Source organism: Photorhabdus akhurstii, from assembly GCF_018448925.1.
GTDB lineage: Bacteria > Pseudomonadota > Gammaproteobacteria > Enterobacterales > Enterobacteriaceae > Photorhabdus > Photorhabdus akhurstii.
In genome coordinates this window covers 1-24,151 of sequence record NZ_RCWE01000013.1, presented here as the reverse complement: position 1 = coordinate 24,151, position 24,151 = coordinate 1, and the positions used below count along the sequence as shown (strand labels likewise).

Annotated in this window: 17 protein-coding genes and 2 rRNA genes; 2 read left to right on the top strand and 17 right to left on the bottom strand. The window is 40.2% G+C overall.

The genetic code is table 11. The features are described 5' to 3' along the window. Positions 1-38 precede the first annotated feature (38 nt). The 3 genes from ubiA to pgi form a co-directional block, all read right to left on the bottom strand. Positions 39-893 carry a 4-hydroxybenzoate octaprenyltransferase gene (ubiA, locus tag EAE93_RS14690; protein WP_181148293.1) on the bottom strand — a complete coding sequence of 285 codons (855 nt, stop codon included), beginning with the start codon at positions 891-893 and terminating at the stop codon, positions 39-41. Between the two features lie 27 nt (positions 894-920). Further along, a complete protein-coding gene (ubiC, locus tag EAE93_RS14685; RefSeq protein WP_036778121.1) occupies positions 921-1,433 on the bottom strand; it encodes a chorismate lyase in 513 nt (170 codons plus the stop codon). Between the two features lie 188 nt (positions 1,434-1,621). Then, positions 1,622-3,268, bottom strand: a complete 1,647-nt coding sequence (pgi, locus tag EAE93_RS14680; protein WP_110085922.1) for a glucose-6-phosphate isomerase — start codon at positions 3,266-3,268, stop codon at positions 1,622-1,624. Positions 3,269-3,566: 298 nt separating this feature from the next. On the opposite strand from pgi, the gene lysC reads away from it, so the two are divergent. Continuing rightward, positions 3,567-4,946 carry a lysine-sensitive aspartokinase 3 gene (gene lysC / locus EAE93_RS14675; RefSeq protein WP_214039974.1) on the top strand — a complete coding sequence of 460 codons (1,380 nt, stop codon included), beginning with the start codon at positions 3,567-3,569 and terminating at the stop codon, positions 4,944-4,946. Between the two features lie 318 nt (positions 4,947-5,264). On the opposite strand, the gene EAE93_RS14670 is transcribed toward lysC, so the two are convergent. The 7 genes from EAE93_RS14670 to EAE93_RS14640 all read right to left on the bottom strand — a co-directional run bounded on the left by EAE93_RS14670 (position 5,265) and on the right by EAE93_RS14640 (position 14,372). Then, a complete protein-coding gene (locus EAE93_RS14670; RefSeq protein ID WP_036811518.1) occupies positions 5,265-6,302 on the bottom strand; it encodes a DUF2156 domain-containing protein in 1,038 nt (345 codons plus the stop codon). Beyond that, on the bottom strand, positions 6,286-8,853 hold the full coding sequence (locus EAE93_RS14665) for an aminotransferase class III-fold pyridoxal phosphate-dependent enzyme (protein WP_214039973.1): 2,568 nt from the start codon (positions 8,851-8,853) through the stop codon (positions 6,286-6,288). The genes EAE93_RS14670 and EAE93_RS14665 overlap by 17 nt, the downstream gene beginning before the upstream one ends. Positions 8,854-8,942: 89 nt before the next feature. Then, positions 8,943-9,989: an acyl-CoA dehydrogenase gene (locus tag EAE93_RS14660; RefSeq protein ID WP_214039972.1), complete on the bottom strand. Its 1,047-nt coding sequence runs from the start codon at positions 9,987-9,989 to the stop codon at positions 8,943-8,945. A 50-nt stretch (positions 9,990-10,039) separates the two neighbouring features. After that, positions 10,040-10,936, bottom strand: coding sequence for a hypothetical protein (locus tag EAE93_RS14655; protein ID WP_214039971.1), 897 nt, complete (start codon positions 10,934-10,936; stop codon positions 10,040-10,042). Positions 10,937-10,982: 46 nt separating this feature from the next. Next, on the bottom strand, positions 10,983-11,366 hold the full coding sequence (locus tag EAE93_RS14650; protein WP_036778138.1) for a membrane protein: 384 nt from the start codon (positions 11,364-11,366) through the stop codon (positions 10,983-10,985). Then, entirely contained in the window at positions 11,359-12,195 is an 837-nt protein-coding gene (locus EAE93_RS14645) for an alpha/beta fold hydrolase (RefSeq protein ID WP_036778140.1), read from the bottom strand. Before EAE93_RS14645 ends, EAE93_RS14650 begins: the two co-directional genes overlap by 8 nt. A gap of 677 nt (positions 12,196-12,872) precedes the next feature. Then, on the bottom strand, positions 12,873-14,372 hold the full coding sequence (locus tag EAE93_RS14640; RefSeq protein WP_214039970.1) for a M28 family metallopeptidase: 1,500 nt from the start codon (positions 14,370-14,372) through the stop codon (positions 12,873-12,875). A 620-nt stretch (positions 14,373-14,992) separates the two neighbouring features. Here EAE93_RS14640 and iclR point away from each other — a divergent pair. Beyond that, entirely contained in the window at positions 14,993-15,823 is an 831-nt protein-coding gene (gene iclR / locus EAE93_RS14635) for a glyoxylate bypass operon transcriptional repressor IclR (protein ID WP_036811496.1), read from the top strand. A gap of 265 nt (positions 15,824-16,088) precedes the next feature. On the opposite strand, the gene EAE93_RS14630 is transcribed toward iclR, so the two are convergent. The 7 genes from EAE93_RS14630 to EAE93_RS14600 all read right to left on the bottom strand — a co-directional run. After that, positions 16,089-16,658 carry a hypothetical protein gene (locus EAE93_RS14630; RefSeq protein WP_036778146.1) on the bottom strand — a complete coding sequence of 190 codons (570 nt, stop codon included), beginning with the start codon at positions 16,656-16,658 and terminating at the stop codon, positions 16,089-16,091. 419 nt (positions 16,659-17,077) lie between these two features. After that, a complete protein-coding gene (gene aceK / locus EAE93_RS14625; protein ID WP_214039969.1) occupies positions 17,078-18,835 on the bottom strand; it encodes a bifunctional isocitrate dehydrogenase kinase/phosphatase in 1,758 nt (585 codons plus the stop codon). A 99-nt stretch (positions 18,836-18,934) separates the two neighbouring features. After that, on the bottom strand, positions 18,935-20,242 hold the full coding sequence (aceA, locus tag EAE93_RS14620) for an isocitrate lyase (RefSeq protein ID WP_214039968.1): 1,308 nt from the start codon (positions 20,240-20,242) through the stop codon (positions 18,935-18,937). 88 nt (positions 20,243-20,330) lie between these two features. Continuing rightward, positions 20,331-21,929 (bottom strand): malate synthase A, encoded by a 1,599-nt coding sequence (gene aceB, locus EAE93_RS14615; RefSeq protein WP_040154064.1) that lies wholly within the window; start codon positions 21,927-21,929, stop codon positions 20,331-20,333. A 298-nt stretch (positions 21,930-22,227) separates the two neighbouring features. Continuing rightward, complete coding sequence (metA, locus tag EAE93_RS14610; RefSeq protein WP_036811487.1) at positions 22,228-23,157, bottom strand: homoserine O-acetyltransferase MetA; 930 nt, start codon at positions 23,155-23,157, stop codon at positions 22,228-22,230. Positions 23,158-23,786: 629 nt separating this feature from the next. Beyond that, a 5S ribosomal RNA gene (rrf, locus tag EAE93_RS14605) occupies positions 23,787-23,902 on the bottom strand. Between the two features lie 143 nt (positions 23,903-24,045). Beyond that, positions 24,046-24,151, bottom strand: a 23S ribosomal RNA gene (locus EAE93_RS14600); the annotation flags it as partial.

Below are 24,151 nucleotides of genomic sequence, written 5' to 3'. Positions count from 1 at the left end.
ACTGGTGATAATGGTTATTCACATTATCACCAGATATTTCAGACATAGCTGAAAAAAATGCCAAGGAATAGCACCAGACCTACATAGTTATTATTGAGGAATGCCTGGAAACACAGTGTTCTTTCCCGGCCGACGATCAGTTTCTGCTGATAAATAAATAGCGTACCCGCAAGCAACAGTGACCAATAGTAGATACCGCCCAGATTCATCATATAACCCACCAGCGCTAGCACCAGTAACATAGCGAGTTGCAATAACCCTATAATCAATTTATCGAAACGACCAAACAGGATAGCTGTGGACTTAACGCCAATTTTTAAATCATCGTTTCGATCGACCATCGCATATTGTGTATCATAAATAACCGACCAGAAGATATTAACCAGGAATAATAACCAACACTCTAATGGTAAAGACTCACTAACCGCAGCAAATCCCATAGGAATAGCCCAACCGTAAGCTGCCCCTAGCACAAACTGAGGAAGATGACTAAACCGTTTAACAAAGGGGTAAAACCAAGCCAGAGCCAACCCAACAACTGACAACCCGATCGCCATTTTATTCAAGGTCAGCACCAGCCCAAAAGAGATCAGCGCCAGCACGACAAACAGGATCTTACTCTCTTTCTCGCTGATGGACCCACTCGGCAGGGGACGTGCTTTTGTGCGTTCAACATAACCATCAAACTTTCTGTCAGCAAAATCATTGATTACACATCCCGCTGCACGCATCAGAAACACACCGGCAGTAAAGACCAATAATATGTGCATATCCGGAATCCCTTTCCCGGCCATCCACAAGGCCCAGAAAGTCGGCCACAACAACAATAATGCACCTATAGGCTTATCAATACGCATTAAACGGCAATAGGCCAGCCATTTACTTTGCGCCATACTTCCCGCCACTTCGGTTTCCCCCTTTTAAATTTTACCTTTATATACAGGTGATTCAGGTAAAAAGACTTCGGTTAATAATAATGGCTTGCCTGATAACCTTAGCAATGATCGTCTTGCCCAACGGTTTACCTGCTGCCCCACATGAATATAGTCCCGCGTCAATTTATTACCACTAAAAAGATACCGTCCCAGTGGGACTGTTCCTAAATCAACCAAACTTTCATCAGGGCCGGTTAATGTTGCTTCTGGGATTAACGTCCGCCCCAATAGCCAGGGGATATTATCGCCACACAGCACGATCTCACGCAGCCAATATCTTTGACTCGTTGGCAAACACTCACTTTCATCAGAAAGTTGTTCGGCGGTAATAAAACATTCTCTGAATGGTATGATACACACACGATTACAATATTGCTCAAAACGGCGAGTCATTGAGCCCAATTCCATCAACCAATCTAAAATCTCATCAGACAAAATGGGCGAGTCCACCGAAAGCCACTGAATAGGCTCCGTTGTTAATATTGAGTCAGTTAACATACGATTTTCCATTAGGACAAATTTCTTTTATCCGACAGTACAATTGATGACCGTAGAGAATACCACGTTGTAGGTATACAGAATAAAAAGTTATAACGGATTCTATAAATATTGTTGAGTAAAAATAAGCGAATTATGATGAACATAATTCGCTTATATCGATTAAATTCCTGACTCAGAATAAGTGACTAACGCCATGCTTTAAAACGATTAATCAACCCATTTGTCGAACTATCGTGGCTGATAACCTCTTCACTATCCTCAAGCTCCGGCAAAATACGGTTAGCCAATTGCTTACCCAATTCAACCCCCCACTGGTCAAAAGTAAAGATGTTGAGAATCGCCCCTTGTACAAATATCTTATGTTCATACATGGCAATCAACGCCCCCAAACTAAATGGGGTAATTTCACGTAACAGAATAGAATTAGTCGGGCGATTTCCTTCAAACACTTTAAATGGCGCAACATGTTCAACTTCAACCGCACTTTTACCGCTAGCAACAAATTCAACATCCACCTGCTCACGAGATTTACCAAAGGCTAATGCTTCCGTCTGAGCAAAGAAGTTAGATAACAATTTGCTGTGATGGTCGCTCAATGGGTTATGGCTGATGGCTGGCGCAATAAAATCGCAGGGGATCAGTTTAGTTCCCTGATGAATAAGCTGATAGAACGCGTGCTGACCATTTGTTCCAGGCTCTCCCCAGATGATTGGGCCGGTTTGGTAATCCACCGGATGACCATTACGATCGATATATTTACCATTGGATTCCATATTGCCTTGCTGGAAATAAGCCGCAAAACGATGCATATATTGATCGTATGGCAGAATCGCTTCAGTTTCCGAGCCAAAGAAATTGTTGTACCAAATACCAATTAACGCCAGCAATACAGGAATATTCCGCTCAAATGGGGTATTGGCAAAGTGCTGATCCATTGCATGCGCCCCACTAAGCAATTGTTCAAAATTTTCAAACCCGACAGAAAGTGCAATAGACAAACCAATCGCTGACCACAATGAATAACGGCCGCCAACCCAATCCCAAAACTCAAACATATTTTTGGTATCAATACCAAATCGCTTAACTTCCTGCTCATTTGTAGAAAGCGCCGCAAAATGCTTTGCAATATGCCCTTCATCACCCGCACTTTTTAGGAACCAGTCACGGGCAGAGTGAGCATTGGTCATCGTTTCCTGAGTAGTGAACGTCTTGGAAGCAATGAGAAACAATGTCGTTTCCGGGTCAAGCGCTTGCAAAGTCTCCGCTATATGGGTTCCATCAACATTAGAAACAAAATGCATATTCAAGTGATTCTTATAAGGTTTCAGCGCTTCCGTCACCATATAAGGGCCAAGATCTGAACCACCGATACCGATATTCACCACATCAGTAATCACCTTACCGGTATAACCTTTCCACTCGCCATTAATCACACGCTCACTGAAATCTTTCATTTTTGCCAACACTGCGTTGACCTGCTGCGTAACATCATCCCCATCAACCACAATCGGGGTGTTGCTGCGATTACGTAGTGCAATATGCAGTACAGCGCGATCTTCAGTACGATTAATTTTCTCACCAGAAAACATACTGCGAATAGCCTCGGCAACATCCGTCTCTTTAGCAAGCGCCTGTAACTTTTCTAATGTCTCCGTTGTGATACGATTTTTTGAAAAATCCACCAGGATCTGGTCATCGAATGTCGCTGAGAACTTAGCAAAACGATTTGGGTCCTGTTCAAACAATTCACGTATGTGAATATCCTTTATCTGCGCAAAATGTTGTTCTAACGCTTTCCAAGCTGAGGTTTGACTAGGATTGATATTTTTCATAGCTATGCTCTCTATCAACTGACTGTAATTAATTGGGAGTAAAGAAAGATTGTAACCTGTAATTCTATGATTCGAGCCTCTTTTCCTTTAATCACTGATATTGGTCAAAACGATTAGGTTTTTCTAGTTCTATTTAGTGAGGTGTATAAAAAATAATTACCTCTCTCTACTATCCTCAATTTATTTTATGATTCTTATCGCGTCATGAAAGATATTGATGTCACTCTTCACCCCGTTGACTCAAACCCGTTAACCCGATATTTCTAAAAGACTATCCAGTTAACAGAAGGTTATCGCAATGAGTGCTGTTTCATCCCAATGCCCTGAAATTGGCGGGCATATAGTCGCAAAATTTGGTGGTACCAGCGTGGCAAATTTCGATGCCATGAATAACAGTGCAGATATCGTACTGGCAAATAAAGCAGTACGTGTGGTTGTGCTGTCTGCTTCCGCCGGTATAACCAACTTATTAGTTGCATTAGCGGCAGGCTGCGATGCAGATAAGCGGGTTGACTATTTGAAACAGATCCACGCCATTCAATACGCAATTATTGATCGCTTGCATGAATCCGATACTATTCGTCAAGAGATTAATCGTCTACTGGAAAGTATTAAAACCCTTGCTAAGGCCGCATCTCTGGCAACCTCTGCGGCTCTGACAGATGAATTAGTCAGCCACGGTGAACTGATGTCCACACGATTATTTACCGAATTGCTTCGCCAGCGTGGTAAAGATGTCGAATGGTTTGATATACGCAAGGTAATGTATACCAATGATTATTTTGGCCGTGCAGAACCAAACCATGAACAACTTCAATCGTTGGCAACAGAACATCTCTTACCACAACTGAAAAATACCCTGGTTGTCACCCAAGGCTTTATTGGTCGTGAAGAGAGCGGTCGTACCACTACACTGGGACGCGGTGGCAGCGATTATACTGCGGCGCTCTTGGGAGAAGCCCTTGGCCTGAAACGCGTTGATATCTGGACAGATGTTCCGGGCATTTACACCACTGATCCACGAGTTGTTCCAACCGCCCAACGAATTGATCAGATTGCCTTTGATGAAGCGGCGGAGATGGCAACATTTGGTGCCAAAATTCTACATCCGGCAACGCTGTTTCCTGCTATTCGCTGTGGTATTCCAGTATTTGTCGGCTCTAGTAAAAACCCACAGGCCGGCGGTACGCTGGTCTGTGATACCACAGAAGCCCCACCACAGTTCCGCGCTATTACCCTGCGCCAGAAACAGACGTTACTGACATTACACAGCCTGAAAATGCTACACGCACAGGGATTTTTGGCCGAAATATTTACTATTCTGTCACGTCATAATATCTCGGTGGATTTGATCACCACCTCGGAAGTCAATGTGGCATTAACACTCGACACCACTGGCTCCACCAGCACGAATGGCAGCCTGCTGACCAATGCGCTTATGACGGAGCTTTCGACACTGTGTCGGGTTGAAGTGGAAGAAGATCTAGCGCTGGTGGCAATTATTGGTAATCAGCTTTCCCAAACCAACGGATTAGGAAAAAAGGTTTTTAGTGTGCTGGAAAGATTCAATCTCCGCATGATCAGTCATGGCGCCAGTAACCATAACCTGTGCTTGCTTGTTCAAGGCAAAGATGCAGAACAAATTGTTCAAACCCTTCATCAGCGTTTGTTTGAATAAGTATAGTTTTTCAGGTACTTAATATCCCATTCAGTCTTCTGGCTGAGTGGGATATTATAATAAATCCATCATTTTACTCCCTGATAATTTATTATGTGGGAATACCAGTACTGACTTCCATGTTAAAAGAGCAATTAATATCCTCTTAAGTAAATAAAAAGAAAAATAAGTTAACAATAACCTATGAAGGAAGAAATTATTTCAAATATACACGCTCAGTAAAATAGATTTACCATAGAAAACATATCAATATGACAGGTGATCAGCGCAGTATTTTTACCCCCGACTGATCACCTGTTACCTAACATTAAGAAAAGGTTAAATACTATTAGTCGTTCGCAATGTTGACCATAATGCTTTCATAGCTTTTCCTCTGGGGAAAGCAATATATTCCGGTTCAATTAACGACGGCCGCCAGCTCATTTTATATTGACGTTGCGAAGCCGCAGGATAAACAATGCCGCCTTTTGATGACAACCATTTGGCAATTTTATAAAAGATCGCCGAGTCATTAATGTATCCCTCCTCGCCGAACTCCACCAAAGGGGTGAAGCCCAAATGTAGGTAGGAAACTACCCCCTCTTTCAGGAAGTCATTAATCGCAGTTTCATTAATAAATTGCATCGTGCCGTCGGGTATACCCGGTTTTTTTCGAGATAGGTTATGAAACCATCCCGATGTCTCCCCCCAAGTGTAGCTATAAACAATATATGCCTGAATTTGTTCTCCCTGTGTTGCAATATAGACTCTGTGCTCGCCTGAATTCACTTCTACAGTGTTGAAATCAATCACCAATTTTTTCAGGACCTTCGCATGTTTTTCTTTCAACCAAAGCTGATTAATATGTTCTAGTTGTGGTTTAAATCGATAATATTCCTCTTGCGAGCAGATCTCTCGAACGGAAATCCCCGCTCTTCTGGATTTACTGATTTTATTTCTAAGCTGCTGAAACCGTTTGCCTTGCATATTATATCCATCAAGACTCAATGAATAACTCGCGCCAAGCTGGTTCACAGAAAAGCCATTATTTTTCAACAATACAAAATCGCTCTCATCACCGTGCAGAAAAACCGGGAAAGCCCGCTTTTCTCTGGTGAAGTTGAGAAAAGAGTGCAAAAGTGCAGCTCGTTCTTCACCAGGGGCCAAAATACCACCTACACACATATGCAAATTTTTGTCCTGAAAGAAACCAATAGCCCCCTTTTGATTAGTAAACCAATACGTTTCACTATTGAACAACAGGCTACTCAACGGGTGCTTTGCATAGCAAAGCATTTTTCTGAGATGACTGTTGCCAAGAACATCCTGAGCGTTCCCGGTGGCAATAATCTGAGGAGCATCAAGCAACATGCTCATAACGCTCACCTTGGTTATTTCGGGAATACTGAACAGGAATGAACCCATGCTTCCTGGCGATATCCCGAATCGCCAATGCATCATTATAATCAATAGATTTACCGATGCTTTGATGAACACTCACCCCTTCAAGCGCCACAGCGATAGTTTCTGATAAGCAGGCAAGATTTACCCCCGCAGGTACATCGATCACGTTGCAATCGCTATAGGTCACTTTCTCAGGCTGATAGACCAATCCCCCCTCGTAAATTTGATGATTGCCATCCCGAATGAAATCGAAAGGTCTGGCCGCATCAAAAACGATAGCGGAATCTTTTAAGTAATGCGTATTCAAGAAAGGCTTACCTTCACTCGTTGCCGAAACGATAAAATCCGCCTGACTCAAGGAGCGCTCATAACTCTCTATCGCTTCCAAACCAAAGGTATCAACGACTTCAAGAACTTGCTGATGTAATACTTGTGCATCTGTCACCCCCGGATTTTGTTTAAACAACCATTTTCTCATCTTATCCATGACCGAATCTGGCTGGATAACATCATGTGTTCTTAACACTGCGGAAAGAAGCGCTTTGGTCAGTTCAGAGAGCAAGATGCGCGCTTTATTAGGTCGGCTAACCAAAATAATCCGACCAAAGTTATGGGCTAAACCCGTGACTGAAAGCCTGCCTACGGAGCCTCTGGCTCCTACTACCGCCAAGGTTTGCCGGGATGCATTTTCCGTCAACATTGAGCGTATCCCCTCAATCACCGCCACCGCTGTCAAAGAGTTGCCATTAGTCAATATCCTGCCCTGCCGATTATTCACCAAACTATGACCACCGTTAGTAATAACCGAGGTGTAAGCCCCTAAACCGACAATTTCAGCGCCATTTCTCTCCGCCACATCAAGATATTCCTTCATCAATACCGCCCGTTCTTTCGCCGATAATGCCATCATATCTTCGGGACTGATAGGTGAGAAAAGGAGCATGCCATTCGCATATGCCGCTGAACTTTCGACACCAAACTCAATAGCGACATCCGGATTAAAATCAATTGAAGAAACCTGTGTGATCCAATTACCGAGCTGTTTCTGCTGCTCCTGCGTGTAATTCTCTTTTATTGACAGGCAATAAGAGTGAGCAAGCTCATTGACCGAAGTGGTATGAATCAAGAAAGCGAATTTTTTACCCTCAATTAATCCAGGGATAGGCGCTTTAATCTGGGCCAAGTTGTTATTTTTTGAAATTGGATAACTCACCGAAGATGGCGGGAGATTCGTAACAGGTATGTCTATCAAGTGTGAAAAAAGAATGTCATACCGTCCATTCTCAACCAGTTGACATACCTCATCAAAAGCCGTGAAAAACGTCTTGATATCCTCTTTGGAAACGTTAAGCGGTGGTTCAAAACGTACAGAACAAGGGCGAGACATTAACGGCATGGTGAAAAGACCATAATGTTTCAATAAGAAACTACAAATGATATAAGCCAGACCACCGCTTCTTTGACTGAAATTGATAAAGATATTGGAAGCCGCTTTGCTGTCCTGTATTTCAAGACCACGCATCAACCCAGCCCCTTGCCAGTAAAAATGCTCCGGGTATTTAGCAGACAATTGTTCAAGACATTCATCAACATAGCGGCTGACTTCTTGAATATGGGTTAACGCCTTACCATCATCTTTAGTCAAATGCTCAATAACAGCAATCCCCATCGTCGCTGCCAGAACGTTATTGGCAAAAGTAGAGCTATGTTTCCTGTCAAACTCGGATAAATAAAGCTCATGTGAATACAACATCGCGCCAATCGGCGAGATACCTGCTCCTAACGCCTTGGAAAACAGGATCACATCCGGTTTCAAAGCATAGAGCGTGGCTGCACAGAATGACCCAAGCCTACCGATACCCGTCTGAACTTCATCAAATACTGACAATGTGCCATTCCCTTTACACAGTGCCAAAATCTTGGACAAGGTATCTGGTGGAATCACTTTCATTCCGCCTTCTCCTTGCACCGGTTCAATGATAAATGCGGCAAACTCCCGGCTCTCCAGCTTTCTTTTTATTTCATCTAAATCTTCACTATCAACCTGCTCATATAATTTATCATCGTAAATGAAATCGGCTTTAAACCGATGTGATCCTGTAGCGGATAATGCCGAATAGGTTTTACCATGAAAGCTGCGATGCAAACTTAAAATACGCTTTCTGCCAGTAAACAAACGGGTAAATTTAATCGCAGCTTCTACTGTTTCAGCGCCGCTGTTAGTAAAAGTACAGTGGGTATATTTTTCTTTATCTATTTGCTCTGCAAGCATTTCAGCTAATAGCCGTACCTTTTTGTGAATATTGGGCTGAAAGAAGATAGGCTCTTTATTTTCAGTGAATCTATTAATTTCAGCGATAGCAAAATCAGGATTATGCCCAAATGGCAGTGCGCCATATTGAGCCAAAAAATCCTTAACAACCCGGCCATCCGATAATGTAAGCCGATTATCTTCGGCAAACTTAATATCCAGTTCAAGGCCCACAGAGTTTAATAAATTCTCACGATATTGATTAACAAACATAGTTCTCTCTCTTTTCTTAGGTGTACAAAGTCATGCTGTAAACAGCATGGAAAAATCCTTGAGTTATAAATAGGTGATTCTAAAAGTAATTAAGCTTGTTGTATGATCTGGTTAATCATTTGGAATTCTCCTATCGGATGAAATTTGAATAACTGTACTGCCAAATAGAAATTCATAATTTCTGGTGTTGTCATTACCTTAACCCCACCGCAACATCGGAATATGAAACCGGCAGTTTCCTCAAGGATCTTTTCCAAGGTATAACGTAACGCGAGAATCTTATGGACGGCATGTTCATCCTGGCTAGCATAAAAGGCAATAATCAACATCTGACCGAGAATAACATTAATCTTATAATCAGCTTGAGTCAGGGTATATTTAATTGGCTGCTGTTCTACTACCTTCTCAGGAATAAACCGAGTAAGTCCATCAAGAATTCCAGAATAAGTATTAGCGGCAAAATAATTAAATAGTGATAAACCGCAGGAAAGCACCATCTGTTGTTCAATCCCCTTATAATGGGAAAGTCGTTTAGGTGATACTTCGGCATCTAAGAATTTGATTTCTTGATTATCACTTTCAGTCAAAATTCCCAATTTCCAAAAAGGAATAACCTTAGAGTTCTGCGCCGATTTAGAAATCAGCACAACTCTCATCTCATCGTCATTATCGGTATCGCAGACTGATAACACATAATAGTCAGCAATCGAAGATAGAGAACAAGGTTTTTTCGAACCATTAACAAACAGCTTTCCCTCTTTTGAATGCATTTTAAGTGATGGTGTAAAAATATTCATTCCAGGTAGTCCTTCTGCAAAAGCAGAAGCAACCAACGCTTTTGATGCCATAACTTCATTCAATAATACGTTGCTGTCTTCGAATATGTCAGGAAACTTACTGCAAGCCAGTACAATATGATTATGCATTGTTAAGGCAATCCCAACAGCGGGAAGCCACGCAGAAGCTTCACGGATAGTATTACCCACTTGATGAAGCCCATCCATACTGGATTGAGCCATCAAACGCAGGCATTGTGAGGCGGCCTCAGAACCCAATAACAATCTTTTCAATCTATCTGGTGTCAAATGTTGGTATTTCCCGCTATTCTTCCTGAGTTCTTCAACAATATTTGTCATTTTTAATTCTCCTTTGCCTATTCAAACAACCTGCTGAATAAGGCCAATATCTACGCTAAGCCCATGTATTTAAGGCGCGACTGCTGCATCTGTTCAACCAAAGAATGAGATAGCTCAAGGCGGGATTCCACCGTAGAATCGGACAACAACATCCCAGGCGCTAATTCATAACCTTCAATAAAGCGCAAATGGTTCAGCATACCCCGTTGATAGAACATTTCACGCTCCACAAACAAGTCATCAACAGATACCTGGTTCCATAACGCCAATCCTTCTTCTATACACTCAAGAGCCGATGGCTTTAGAGAATTATCATTTTCAAGCGCCATCTTGACGATATTTGCACACACCGTCAGATGTCTTAATTCATCAGCATTCGCTCTGGCCTGTGTCTCAGCCGCCGTAATATCAAAGGGACGCCACTTGATTTCGCTGAGTTCCGAAGTTGGCGCAAGTACGCCTTCCAAAACGACAGTAATAATCAACACACCTGCAATATAATCATTTTTCAATACCACCCATTTGTCGAAATAGGTTCTTAATGTCTCCAACATATTGGTCATTTTTCCTCGTAAGAGGCTTTCCATCTTTCCAGCCACATTGTCGATGTTCGCAAAGCCTATTCTGACCAGATGTTCTCTGAATAATTTAGCATGTCTGCCTTCATCAAATATCTGAGTCAGCATATAATCGAAGTTGATATTGTCAGGTGCCTTATCTGCAAGTAACAATAACGCTTTCGTTGCTTCATATTCCGAAATCGATTTAAAAGAAAGCTCCCGGATCAGAGACTCCCGTAAATCACCCGGCAAATAGGTTAATTTAGGATCATTGGCATAATGGCTTCTTTTTCTTTGTTCAACACTTATTTGTTCAGTGAACCACTCATCCAAACCCCAATCTTTTGCCTGCATTTCTATTTCCGATGCCTGTTTAATCAAACTCATAAATAAATGCCCCTCCAAGTAAGTTATCTCTTTACAATGATTTATTTCAATGAACAGTGGGTTGTTTAAATATATTAATAGATAACTTAGGAAAATTTCCCAGTACACCACGATCCAGACAGATATGGACAAATAGTGCAATAACGCTGTAATTGTCCTTAAAGAACCAGATCCAAAGCAAACTAATCACACTGAGTGTGAATAAATTGTGGCAGATATTATAAATGGTATAAAAAGCTGAAGGAGGAGTTTCTTTTTTATTCAGCAAACTCCAGATCCGCCCTGGGTAATAACCAATAATATCAATCAGAAAAAACAACAAAATAAATTGCCACCAATTTATATAACTTTCAAGCTGCCAGGTCAGAAATAAACTGATAAAAAACAATCCTAGAAATTCCCAACGCAGAATTTTCAATGTATTAATCATCTCTATTCTCCATTATTTCTCTTTTCATGATTGCAATAAGATCTCCTGGCTGTTTAATCCAGGCGCTGTGAGGATTACCTTTGAAAGATAAAGTTATTTCCCTAACTTCTGCGTTAGGTATAAGACTTGCTAGTACTTGAGTAGACTTTAACGGAGCCCAATTATCTCCTTTAAAACAGATATAAACAGCCTTGGATAAATTTTTATTCTCCTTACCCTTATAAGCACGGACATGATCATAATTTCCCGTACAAGCGGTTCTGGCCCAATCCCGCATTAATCCCTTAGCTTCTCTTATGCCAAAACCAATCTTTTTCCCGGGGAGATAACCATATAACGCAGTCAGAATGTTAAAAATAATGGCTGCTGTTATTATCTGTACCCTCCCCATTCCCTGCCAATTCTTATACCATACATTCCCGGTTGCCACACAAAACAGAGAAAATGGTCTGTCAGTCGAGCAGGCAAAGAGCGTCGCAATATGCCCCCCAAGACTGTGACCAAAGACAATAGGAATTTTATTGCTATTTAATTCAATAGCCTTGTCTAACATTGCCGGTAGATAATCTCGCAACAGATCGGAATAATCATAGTCATTTTCTCGACTTGGTTTAGGTTGACTGTCTCCATAGCCTGGCATATCAGCAGTGACAACCTGAAAACCCTCTTTTACCAGTTGTTGTATTAAAGTTTCATATTTCCTGATTTCCACACCAATAGCAGGTAACAATATAATAACTCTGCCATCACTATCTTCCCGATAAACTTTATAATTACAGAGAAAATTACCAGCCACTTTAAAGTAATTACCGTTAATATTATTTTTCATATCTATATGCTCTCAACAACTACATCACACTCCAGTGACTGACATTGGCGATAGATCCGCCAAAAAAATTTATATTTTAAATGCGATCGGTGTCAAATAGTTGTCCATCTCGCCAAGCTACTAGTGATTTTCTAATTTGTTATTCACCAATACAAAATCCCCTTATACTTTCTTAGTAATAGGCTATAGATAAATCAAGGAACATATATTATTTTATAAATTATTTGCTGGAAAAATTATTTTACACGTCAAAAAAATTTAGTTTCAAATGTGAATCATACCATTTAAATATTAATAAATAAGTTATTAATCAATAATAAAATATCAATTTTAAATGTATTGAATCTATATGAAACAATATTGATAGAAAGCTATAACCACATAAAATCACAAACAGTTAATAGTAAGAAGAGATAATCTTAGTTTAAAGAATACATAAGAACAATGAAATTTATTGATGAATCAATTCAAAAATATATTCGAAAAATTATTTCCTAACATTAATTTAATAAGTTAATTTATATTATTTTTATCTATATTTTACATGATGATATAATTAATGTTCATTAATTATATCATTACCACTATTTAATTAACGAAATTAACCAGCCATTCTATTCTTTTACTCAATGACTGGTTTTATATTAGTTTTAATTATAACGAATAATTTTATAGATTTAAGTTATTCGTTTCCAAAGACTGACTATACCAGCGCCTAAAATAAGTATTGGCAGCAGGGCGAGAATACCGCCCACTATAGGAGCCTGCAATCCGATAGAAACAAGGTATATAATCGGAACATAGAGAATAGATGTAATATAGGTACAGATAATTAATAAAATCAATGCAACGCTAAATTTATTGAATTCCCGCAACATCAAGTCCGTTAATAAAAACAATAAAACAGGTAATGTGACAAGATAAGATGCGGTAGGTACAATTAATCCGACGATAAGGCTAAGTAATCCAGCAACTATCCTTAACATGCTCCGAATATTTGATACCGTTTGGGGTGAAGATAAAAACCATATATTTCTTATCGCTAATGAGATAGAGAGTAAAAATGTTAAAATACCTGTGACGAAAGCGGTAAATACAGACATAATAATCAGCCCAATATAAGGTACAGGAAAGTAAACTGCATCTACACTCTCTTTAAATAAGTTAATCCCATCTTTTACCGCGAAATGCACTCCCAAATCCCGAATCGTTCGCTGATATCGCCACAAAGTTCCGAGATTAAGATTTTCAACAGTATCGCTCATACGGTGGTAATGCTCATAACCCAAGATGGTAGCAAAATTCATCCCAGTAAACCCTCTATCCAGAAAGACGCTAAAATCTGTGTTATTCTGCAACATTTGGTACACAATAGGGCTAAATGAAAAAGCTACCGGCTTATAAGCATTCCGATTCCATTCTGAAACAAGCGCAAGATTTTTTGCCGATGTCTCAAATAACAGTGGCACGCCATTATTCCCTCGAGCATCAAAATTAAAAACAACATCTATCGGTTGAGTAGCAATTTCATTAATATTCTTAACAAAGTGATGCGCGCCAAGTAATCCCAACTCTTCAGCATCAGAGAATAAGAATATAACGTTGTTTTTTATATCTTCTCTTTCAGCAAGATCCCGCATTAACTGGAGTACCGAAGCGACGGCCATACCATTATCGCTGGCTCCTGGCGCAGTTCTAACACTATCATAATGCGAAACGAATAATAAGGTTCCTTTTGGCGAAGGAACCTCCAACTTTGCGATAAGATTCGTTCCAGTTAATTCCGATTGATCCTCCACTTGTTTCGCAAAATTGCCTGTATTTATCCTGGCAAACTCTTTATCAAAAGCTCGGCGTTGTTGACTATTGAAGCCTGAATATATTCTCTTCTGCCGAGAGGCCAAATCATCCGCCGAGTAATGAAATGTCTGTTCAGTAACGTTATATCCCATATTATTCATTTCGTTAATCAGGTAAGCCCGAATTAACGCTTGCCGTGTTGAAGCCGCAGGATGAGGTTCCGCAGCAATAACACCAAGTGTTCTCATCACATTCTTAAACCCACTCTCTTTGAAATATTCAACAGGAACTTTATCAGGAAGTACCAGACCGATACCCTGAATAATCGCTACAATTAAAGTTGTTAGAAAACAGATAATCAAAAAAATGCGTTTCATTAAACTCTCCCATTCCGACAAAATAGTAACAAAATATTATCCTTGATATAATTAATAATATTTTCTCATGTTTTTATAATTCAAATGAAAATATAAAAAATTAATTAAAATAATTATGACTAATTTAAAACAATATAAAACATTATTTTTAACAATAACAGACGCTCTTTTATAATTATATAATCAAAAAATAGTTAGATAAAAACCATATTACCTATAAATTCCCCAAGGTATTATTCACACATTCCTCCTGCTTAAATACGGCTAATATCATTAGCTAATTCCTAAAAAGATCGCTTATTCCATTCTACAAAGATTACCTGAGTAACAAGAATTCCAGTTTATATATAGAAAGTATTCGCAAACTTTAGCAGTTTATATCGTGCCGAACCAACAATATCAGCTCGTTATATTTATAGATAGTAAACCATTACCATATTAATAATATTGTATATTTACAGTGAATTAACTATCATAACGATTCTAGGCAAAATTTTGAGATTTCTTCAAATCTCAATGATAGGTAGCATTTTCCACACATCGGATGAGTGTTTTTCAGGTTTATCGTCCATAATGAGAAATGAAAATGAATTCCATCTTATTATTCAGAGGGTATTTCGATGAGCACTGCCGTTACCAGTAAAAAAACAAAAAAAACTAAGATTACGGCGAATAATGCTGTTGCTAACGGGCAAGTACAGTCATTAAGTCGCGGTCTGACGCTTTTGGAATATATTTCCGAGTCACCCGGTGGTATCGCCTTGACTGATTTAGCCCAACAAGCCGGATTACCAAATTCCACCACTCATCGACTTTTGACCACTTTGCAACAGCACGGTTTTGTCCGTCAGATTGGCGATTTAGGGTTGTGGGTTATCGGTTCACACACTTTTATTGTTGGCAGCAGTTTCTTACAGAGCCGAAATTTATTGGCACTCATTCACCCGATTCTCCGCCGCTTGATGGAAGATTCCGGTGAAACCGTTAATTTAGCGATTCTTGATCACAGTGAATATGAAGCGGTTATTGTCGATCAGGTACAGTGTAATGCATTGATGAGAATGTCCGCCCCTATCGGAGGTAAATTGCCGATGCATGCTTCCGGAGCTGGCAAAGCATTTCTTTCAACATTGTCAGATAACCAACTGGTTCAATTACTACATAAAAAAGGGCTTCATTCTTACACGCAGCATACCAAAACAACCCCTTCGAGTTTAAAAGAAAATCTGGAACAAGCACGTAAACAAGGGTATTCGTTCGATGATGAAGAACATGCTTTAGGTCTGCGCTGTATTGCTGCCTGTATTTATGATGAGCATCACCAAGCCTTTGCGGCTATTTCCATTTCCGGCCCAGTCTCACGGATCACTGATGATCGAATCACTGAACTTGGTGCTTTGGTGATCCGGGCAGCAAAAGAGATCAGTAAAGAATATGGCGGGATTCGTTAATTCTTTTTCTTAAATTATCATATGATTCTCAGGGCATTAATTTTTTCGTGCCCTGTCTTTTCAGACCAATAAATTCAACTTAATTTATCATCCCTCTAAAAATATTATCGTAAACATAATAGAATAATAACAAAACTATTTAATCAGTTTAAAAATAATATCAACAAAAAATGAGAAAAAGAATCCGAAAATAATTATATTTCCGGATTCTTACATATATATAAGAATTAGTTAATGGAACACTAATCGATGAGTATCATCCTGATTAAATCGCTTTTGATAAATTCCAAGTACCTGTTCCATTGCCTCGGTTAGAAAGACGTGAAGTATATACATTATATACCGCGCCAGCAGCAGTAGCATTGAAACAAGTATCGAGAAATCCTCCACGTACGTTATTATAACCATTCAGAAAACGGATAACATCACCTTCACGAACTTTGCCATCATATCCGCTGGTTGTATCTGAAAAAATATACCATGTCAGAGTATCAACTGGACGTGCAGCTTTATCCGCCGTATAAACATTATAGAGTTCAGGTGACGGCGCATGACCATTAGTGCCGAGATATCCCCCATTATTCTGGTAAAGATTGAAAAGAAACACAGTATCACCACTGTAAACCTCTGTCCCTATGGCTTTTCCGCTCGTAGACAAAATTTGCCATGTTCCCGTACCTGTACCCGGAGCGCGGTTCGGCGAAGCAGCCGTGTATACGTTATATTTTGCGCCTTGCGCGGTTGCATGACCATTAGTGTCCAGATAACCACCATTCCCATTATTATAGTTGTTTTTAATATGAATTTTATCACCGTATAAAATTACACTAGCCATTATTATATCCTTAAATACTTTCGCGAAGTTATATGTATGTTATATGAGAATTTTCATGTATTTAATTTAGAGTCAAAAATATCAATTCTTTTTATAACCGCTAGCCGTGGCTAAAAATCCTTGATTCCCAAACTCTATAAAATTATAGAACTTCCACAAATAAGTGGATCTATTTTTATTTCTTAAAGAAATCATTAAATATATGTTTTTAATTCACATTCCAATTATGCCTTCATAATAAGAAATATATTTCATATTGAATCCCAAGTTTATTTTTATTAGGAATATTCATACCCCGCACAAGAACAAATAGGGATTAATTTATATTTAATTTAGAGAAATAATTTAATGAGGATAATAATTATTAGCTATTGGTGAAAATGGCGATCGCTAACAGCAATCGCCAATTTCCAATAAAATCAGGCTGAAACTTTAGCAATAGAGTAAGTTTCTATCTCAGTACGTTGACTAAACCGCTGTTTGCGGCGATACGCAAATACATCTTCCACATGACCATTTCTAATCCGTTCCTGTAACGCCCGCCAGTAGTCTGCTTTAAATAAATCACTATGCATCTCTTCAAAATAACGACGAATATGATTGTCAGTGCAAAGAAAATGTCGGAATTCCTCAGGAAAAACATCATTTGCCGCCACGCTGTACCACGGTTCACCAGCAAGTTCATCTTCTGGATAACGCGGTGGCGGTATATCCCGGAAATTAACCTCTGTCATATAACAGATTTCATCATAGTCATAGAACACCACTCGCCCATGTCGTGTCACACCAAAGTTTTTGAACAGCATATCGCCAGGGAAAATATTCGCCGCTGCAAGTTGTTTAATTGCATTACCGTACTCTTCGATAGCATCTTTCAGCTTCTGCTCTTCTACCTGTTCCATATAGATATTTAACGGTGTCATCCGCCGTTCCATATACAGATGTTTAATCAGGATTTTATCACCCAAATCTTCTAGCTTTTCCGGCACTTCTTTCTGTAACTCTTCCATCAGTTCAGGACTAATGCGGGCTTTATCGATAACGAAATTTTCAAATTCCTGCGTGTCGGCCATTCTCCCCACCCGATCATGCTCCTTGACCAAACGGTAACATTCCTGTACCCGCTCCTGCGTCACTTCTTTCTGCGGCGCAAATCTATCTTTAATCACCTTAAAGACGCGATCAAATGAAGGCGAAGTGAATACCAACATCACCATCCCTTTAACTCCGGGGGCAATCATAAATTTCTCTTTGGAGAAGGTAATAAACGCCAGATATTCGCGGTAATATTCGGTTTTACCATGCTTTTGGCAGCCGATTGCCATATAAAGTTCAGACGTTGATTTGGCGGGCAGAATTTCTCTCAACCACTCAACTAAAGCCGCAGGCAAAGGCGCATAAACCATAAAATAGGAACGGGCGAAACCAAATACAATGCTGGCATCAGCATAATCAGTCAGGCAGGTATCGATAAATATCCCGCCAGATTCATTATGATGGATCGGCAACAAGAAAGGGTAAACTTGACTTCCCATGCGGATCTTACCTACCAGCCAAGCCGCTTTGTTACGATAAAACAGTTCATTAGCTATCTGGAAAGTTGCCTGTAATAATTCTTCGACTGGAAATGTTTGTTGTAGATAGTCCGTAATATAATGAACATCTCTCGCTAAATTTTCCCAAGGCAAACGTAGCGGCAGATCATTAAGGATTGTCCGTAACATTGAGGCAAGATCGCCATTAGGGAAAAAATCACGCGACAACGGACGGGGAATGTCCCGGAATCTCCGGGCAGGCTGAGAAGTAAAAATAAATAATTTATCCGGTGTCAGATTACGGTGCTCAAACAGACGGCAATAAACAGAATTAAAAAAACTCTCGGCAATTTCAAACCGGGGATAATCCGGCAATAAACTGGTATAAACAACTTTTACTTTGCCAATGTACTCTTCATCATATCCGAAAGCGCCATGTATGCATTTAAGCTGCTCAACCACCAACCCAACATGATGATCATAAAGATTGATGCGCTTTTTCATCGCTTGCTGAACAGCGAGCCAGTCCGCCTGTTCAAAGCGTTGTTGTGCACCGGAAGTCACTTCCAGAAAGCGACCATATTGTGCATCGAATCCTTGTAAAATAGTCTGCGCTATCAAATGTGCCGAATCTATCCCCATCGCAACTCCTCAATATATTCAGCCTGCAATAGGCAGGCTGAATAGAATCAGAAATATACCCGTCATCTTTCAAGTTGAAATCCATAGGGTATAGAACAATCAGAACTGCTGCTCTTCTGTGGAACCTGTCAATGCGGTTACTGACGATGTTCCCCCTTGAATAATCGTTGTGACTTTATCGAAATAACCTGTGCCAACTTCCTGCTGATGAGAAGAGAAGGTATAACCACGGTTAATTGATCCAAACTCTCTTTCCTGTACTTTCTCCACATAATGTTTCATGCCTTCACCCTGCGCGTAAGCATGCGCCAAGTCGAACATGTTGAACCACATACTGTGGATACCCGCCAGAGTAATAAATTGGAATTTATATCCCATTGCTGACAGTTCATCCTGGAAACGTGCAATCGTCTTATCATCCAGATTCTTTTTCCAATTGAACGATGGAGAACAGTTGTAAGCTAGCAATTTACCGGGATATTTAGCATGAATCGCCTCAGCAAAACGACGGGCCATTTCAATATCAGGTGTTGATGTTTCACACCATATCAAGTCAGCATACGGCGCATAAGCCAAACCACGACTAATCGCTTGATCGATCCCCGCTCTGGTGCGGAAGAACCCTTCAAAAGTCCGCTCGCCAGTAATGAATTCACTGTCATAAGCGTCACTGTCAGAGGTTAACAAATCGGCTGCATCAGCGTCCGTACGAGCAATCAACAGGGTAGGCACGCCAGAAACATCCGCCGCCAAACGCGCAGCGACCAATTTTTGAATAGCCTCTTGTGTCGGAACCAGAACTTTACCGCCCATGTGACCACATTTTTTCACCGCAGCAAGTTGATCTTCAAAGTGAACAGCCGCAGCACCCGCTTCAATCATGGCTTTCATCAATTCAAAAGCATTCAGAACACCACCAAATCCTGCTTCCGCATCCGCCACAATTGGCAGAAAATAATCGATATATTCCTGATTATCAGCATCAATACCATTTGCCCACTGAATTTGATCTGCCCGACGGAAACTGTTGTTAATACGTTTTACCACCGCCGGGACTGAATCCACCGGATACAAGGACTGATCAGGATACATACTGGATGCCGTGTTAGCATCAGCCGCAACCTGCCACCCAGAAAGATAAATCGCCTCAATACCCGCTTTTGCCTGCTGTAATGCTTGCCCGCCAGTCAATGCCCCCAATGAGTTGACATAGCCTTTCTTAGCTTTGCCATGTAGCAGTTCCCACAGCTTTTTAGCGCCAAACTGTGCCAGTGTATGTTCTGGATTAACCGAACCACGCAATTTAACTACATCTTCCGCACTGTACGGGCGAATAATCCCATTCCAACGGTCACTTTTCCATTCTTGTTCCAGTTGAGCGATTTGTTGAGTTCTGGAGATTGTCATAACTTCTACTTCCTACCTTTAGTTAAATTAATCGGATAATGGTGTTTTGTTATTATTCGTTTCTTAAATTTTTCTAATGGGATTGGCTCTAATCAAGCAATTGATATCCCGGCAACGTCAGGAAATCTATCAACTCGTCCTGAGTGGTAATGCGTTCCATCAACTTGGCCGCATCGCTAAATCGCCCTTGGCTGAAACGTGTTTCTCCAACCTCTTGCTTAATAACCTCCATTTCCTCTGCCAACATTTGACTGAACAAACTTTTTGTCACTTTTTTACCGTTGGATAATGACTTTTCGTGGTGAATCCACTGCCAAATGGATGTCCGGGAAATTTCGGCTGTCGCAGCATCTTCCATCAAACCATAGATAGGCACGCATCCATTTCCTGAAATCCACGCTTCAATGTACTGAACCGCTACACGGATATTGGCCCGCATACCTTCTTCAGTACGATCGCCTGGGCAAGGTTCCAGCAATTGAACCGCGGTAATCGGTGCATCTTCTTCACGGAAGATATCTAACTGGTTTTGCCGCTCCGCCAAGACCTTATCGAAAACCTCCACCACCGTGTCGGCAAGACCTGGATGGGCAATCCATGTACCATCATGACCATTACGTGCTTCTAACTCTTTATCCGCCCGGACTTTATCTAGTACCCAATTGTTGCGTTCAATATCTTTACTCGGGATAAAAGCAGCCATCCCCCCCATCGCAAATGCTCCGCGCTTATGGCAGGTTTTGATCAACAGACGGGAATAAGCGTTGAGGAAAGGTTGATCCATCGTGACAGATTGACGATCAGGCAGAACCCGATCACTATGATTTTTCAGTGTTTTAATGTAGCTGAAAATGTAATCCCAACGGCCACAATTAAGGCCAACGATATGGTGCCGAAGATGATAAAGAATCTCATCCATCTGGAATACAGCAGGCAGAGTTTCAATCAATACCGTTGCTTTGATTGTGCCCCTCGGTAATTCAAAACGATCTTCGGCAAAACTGAATACATCACTCCACCACTGAGCTTCATGGTAGGACTGAATTTTTGGTAAATAGAAATAGGGGCCGCTTCCCTTTGCCAACAATTGTTTATGGTTGTGGTAAAAATAGAGCGCAAAATCAAACAATCCACCGGCGATTGGCTCATGCTGATAAAGAACATGTTTTTCCGGTAAATGAAGTCCTCTTACCCGTGCGATCAGAACAGCCGGGTCAGGTTGCAATTGATACTGCTTACCTTGCTCATTAACATAAGAAATTGTGCCATTAACCGCATCACGCAGGTTGATTTGCCCTTCAATCACCTTATCCCAAGCCGGTGCTAAGGAATCTTCGAAATCCGCCATGAAAACTTTTACGTTAGCATTCAAGGCGTTGATAACCATTTTCCGTTCTACTGGTCCAGTGATTTCTACTCTGCGATCACGGAGATCCGCCGGAATATTTTGAATTTCCCACTCACTCTCGCGAATGGAACTGGTTTCCGAAATAAAATCAGGCAATTCACCATCATCAATTTTCTTTTGCCAAATATCCCGATCGACTAACAATTTTTTCCGTGCATCAGTAAACCGAACAACCAGATCTTTCAGAAAATCTACCGCCTCAGGTATCAAAATCTCCTGCTCTGCCGCTCCAAATCGTTTAATAAACGATAATTCAGTCGCTAAAGTTTGCTGCGTCATTCATCTATCCTCATTTTAAAGCCACCTGAATAAGAGTAATAGATATTTAAAATAAATCAAAAACGATTTCCATTTTTTTAAAAATTTATTTTTATCCAATAAAAAACAATTAGTTATAAAGAAAATTACCTATTTTAAATTAGAGAAATTGATTCCATAAATCATAAGATCATTTGGTTAAGTTTTTGTTATATAAGATAAACTACAAAAAGTGCGATATTTTGATAGGTACTAATGACAGGAGATCAGAAAAAATCAGAAGGGTTAAATGGCTGAATTTCAGCCATTTATAAAGATATTAATCCAGTGTTGGATTCATGTAGGTAAGATCATATGGCGTGATCTGGTACACATAATAATTTAGCCAGTTGGAAAATAATAAATGCCCGTGACTACGCCATGATGCCAGTGGTTTTCTTTCTGGATTATTATCTGGAAAATAATTTATTGGGATCTTTGGCTCCAAACCTGCTGCTAAATCGCGTAAATATTCACTCGCCAGCGTTCCGGCATCATATTCAGGATGCCCAGTGACAAATACCATACGCTTATCTTTACTCGCCAGTAAATACACCCCCGCATCCTCAGAATTGCAAAGAATATCCAGATCAGTATGTTCACGAATAACCTGCTCAGGAAAATCTGCATAGCGAGAATGAGGCGCAAAAAAAGATTCATCAAAGCCGCGAGTCAATAATGCTAAAGGCTCCAAAGTAGAATGATAATAAACACCGGATAGTTTTACTTCTCTGGTAAGCTTCGGTAAGTCATACAAAATATTCAAAGCTGCTTGCACAGCCCAACAAATAAATAGAGTAGAAGTGACATGCTCCTTCGCCCAACGAATTATTCTCTCTATCTGCTCCCAATATGCCACATCTTCGAATTCAACTAATCCTAATGGCGCACCAGTAACAATTAAGCCATCAAAATTTTGATGTTTTATCCGTTCGAAATCACAATAAAAGTTATTCAAGTGCTCAGCGGGCGTATTCCTGCACTTCCGGTTATCTACTCTCAGTAGCTGGATATCTACCTGTAAAGGCGTGTTGGATAATAATCTTAGAAATTGATTTTCAGTCTCAATTTTCTTTGGCATCAGGTTAAGCAGCAATACCTTTAGTGGACGTATATTTTGAATATTCGCACGGGTAGATGTCATTACGAACACATTCTCATTTCGTAAAAAATTCACTGCGGGTAATTCATCCGGTATACAAATTGGCATGCTATGACCTCGATTTTTTATCCATTTACACGTTTAGACTTCCAGACAGCTAAATCTAACTAAGTATTAACAAAATGTCGAGGCTTTACAAGTAAGCTGAAATTATTTCATTTTTGGTCATATTTCGATATTCAATATATAAATAATTAATAGTTTTTAATATTATATAAATGAAATAATTACAATTTTATTTTTATAATAAAAAATATAAAACTGATATTATTTAAATATTTGGAATAAATCACCTAAAATTTAATGATACTATTATTAAATATCTAATAATTTAATATAAAATGACGCAATATATAAATAATTCAATTTCAAAACTATAAATATAAAAACAATATATTCTAATAAAGAAATAAAATTATTTTATAAATTGGCCATGTATTAAAGTAATTTCGGGATGCAAAGTATCGAGGACAACATAGCCACAGCAACCGCAGGAATGACTCACAAGGGAATCAATAAAAACGACCAGCCGCAGATGGTGAAAACGCTGGAGATAAGGGGATGATTAACAAAAGCAAATTTCGACAAGCATCGTAACGTTTATGGAGCCAAAGCAGCGGCTGTCTTACAAACGCAAAAACCCCCAGCTTACGCTGAGGGTTTCCACTGTATTTAAAGCCTGGCAGTGTCCTACTCTCACATGGGGAGACCCCACACTACCATCGGCGCTACGGCGTTTCACTGCTGAGTTCGGCATGGGGTCAGGTGGGACCACCGCGCTATCGCCGCCAGGCATATTCGGTTTCCTTCCGGCCGTTGCGTCTCTTCCGACACAACCACCCGAAGCAATCTGTTCAACAAGCTGAAATCTGTCTCTCTTCCGGCCGCTGTCTTCTGACAACCGCCCTCTGTACGCCAAAACCCCTTCGGCGTTGTAAGGTTAAGCCGCTCGGTTCATTAGTACTGGTCAGCTCAATGCATCGCTGCACTTACACACCCAGCCTATCCACGTCTTCGTCTTAAACGTTCCTTCCGTGACTCT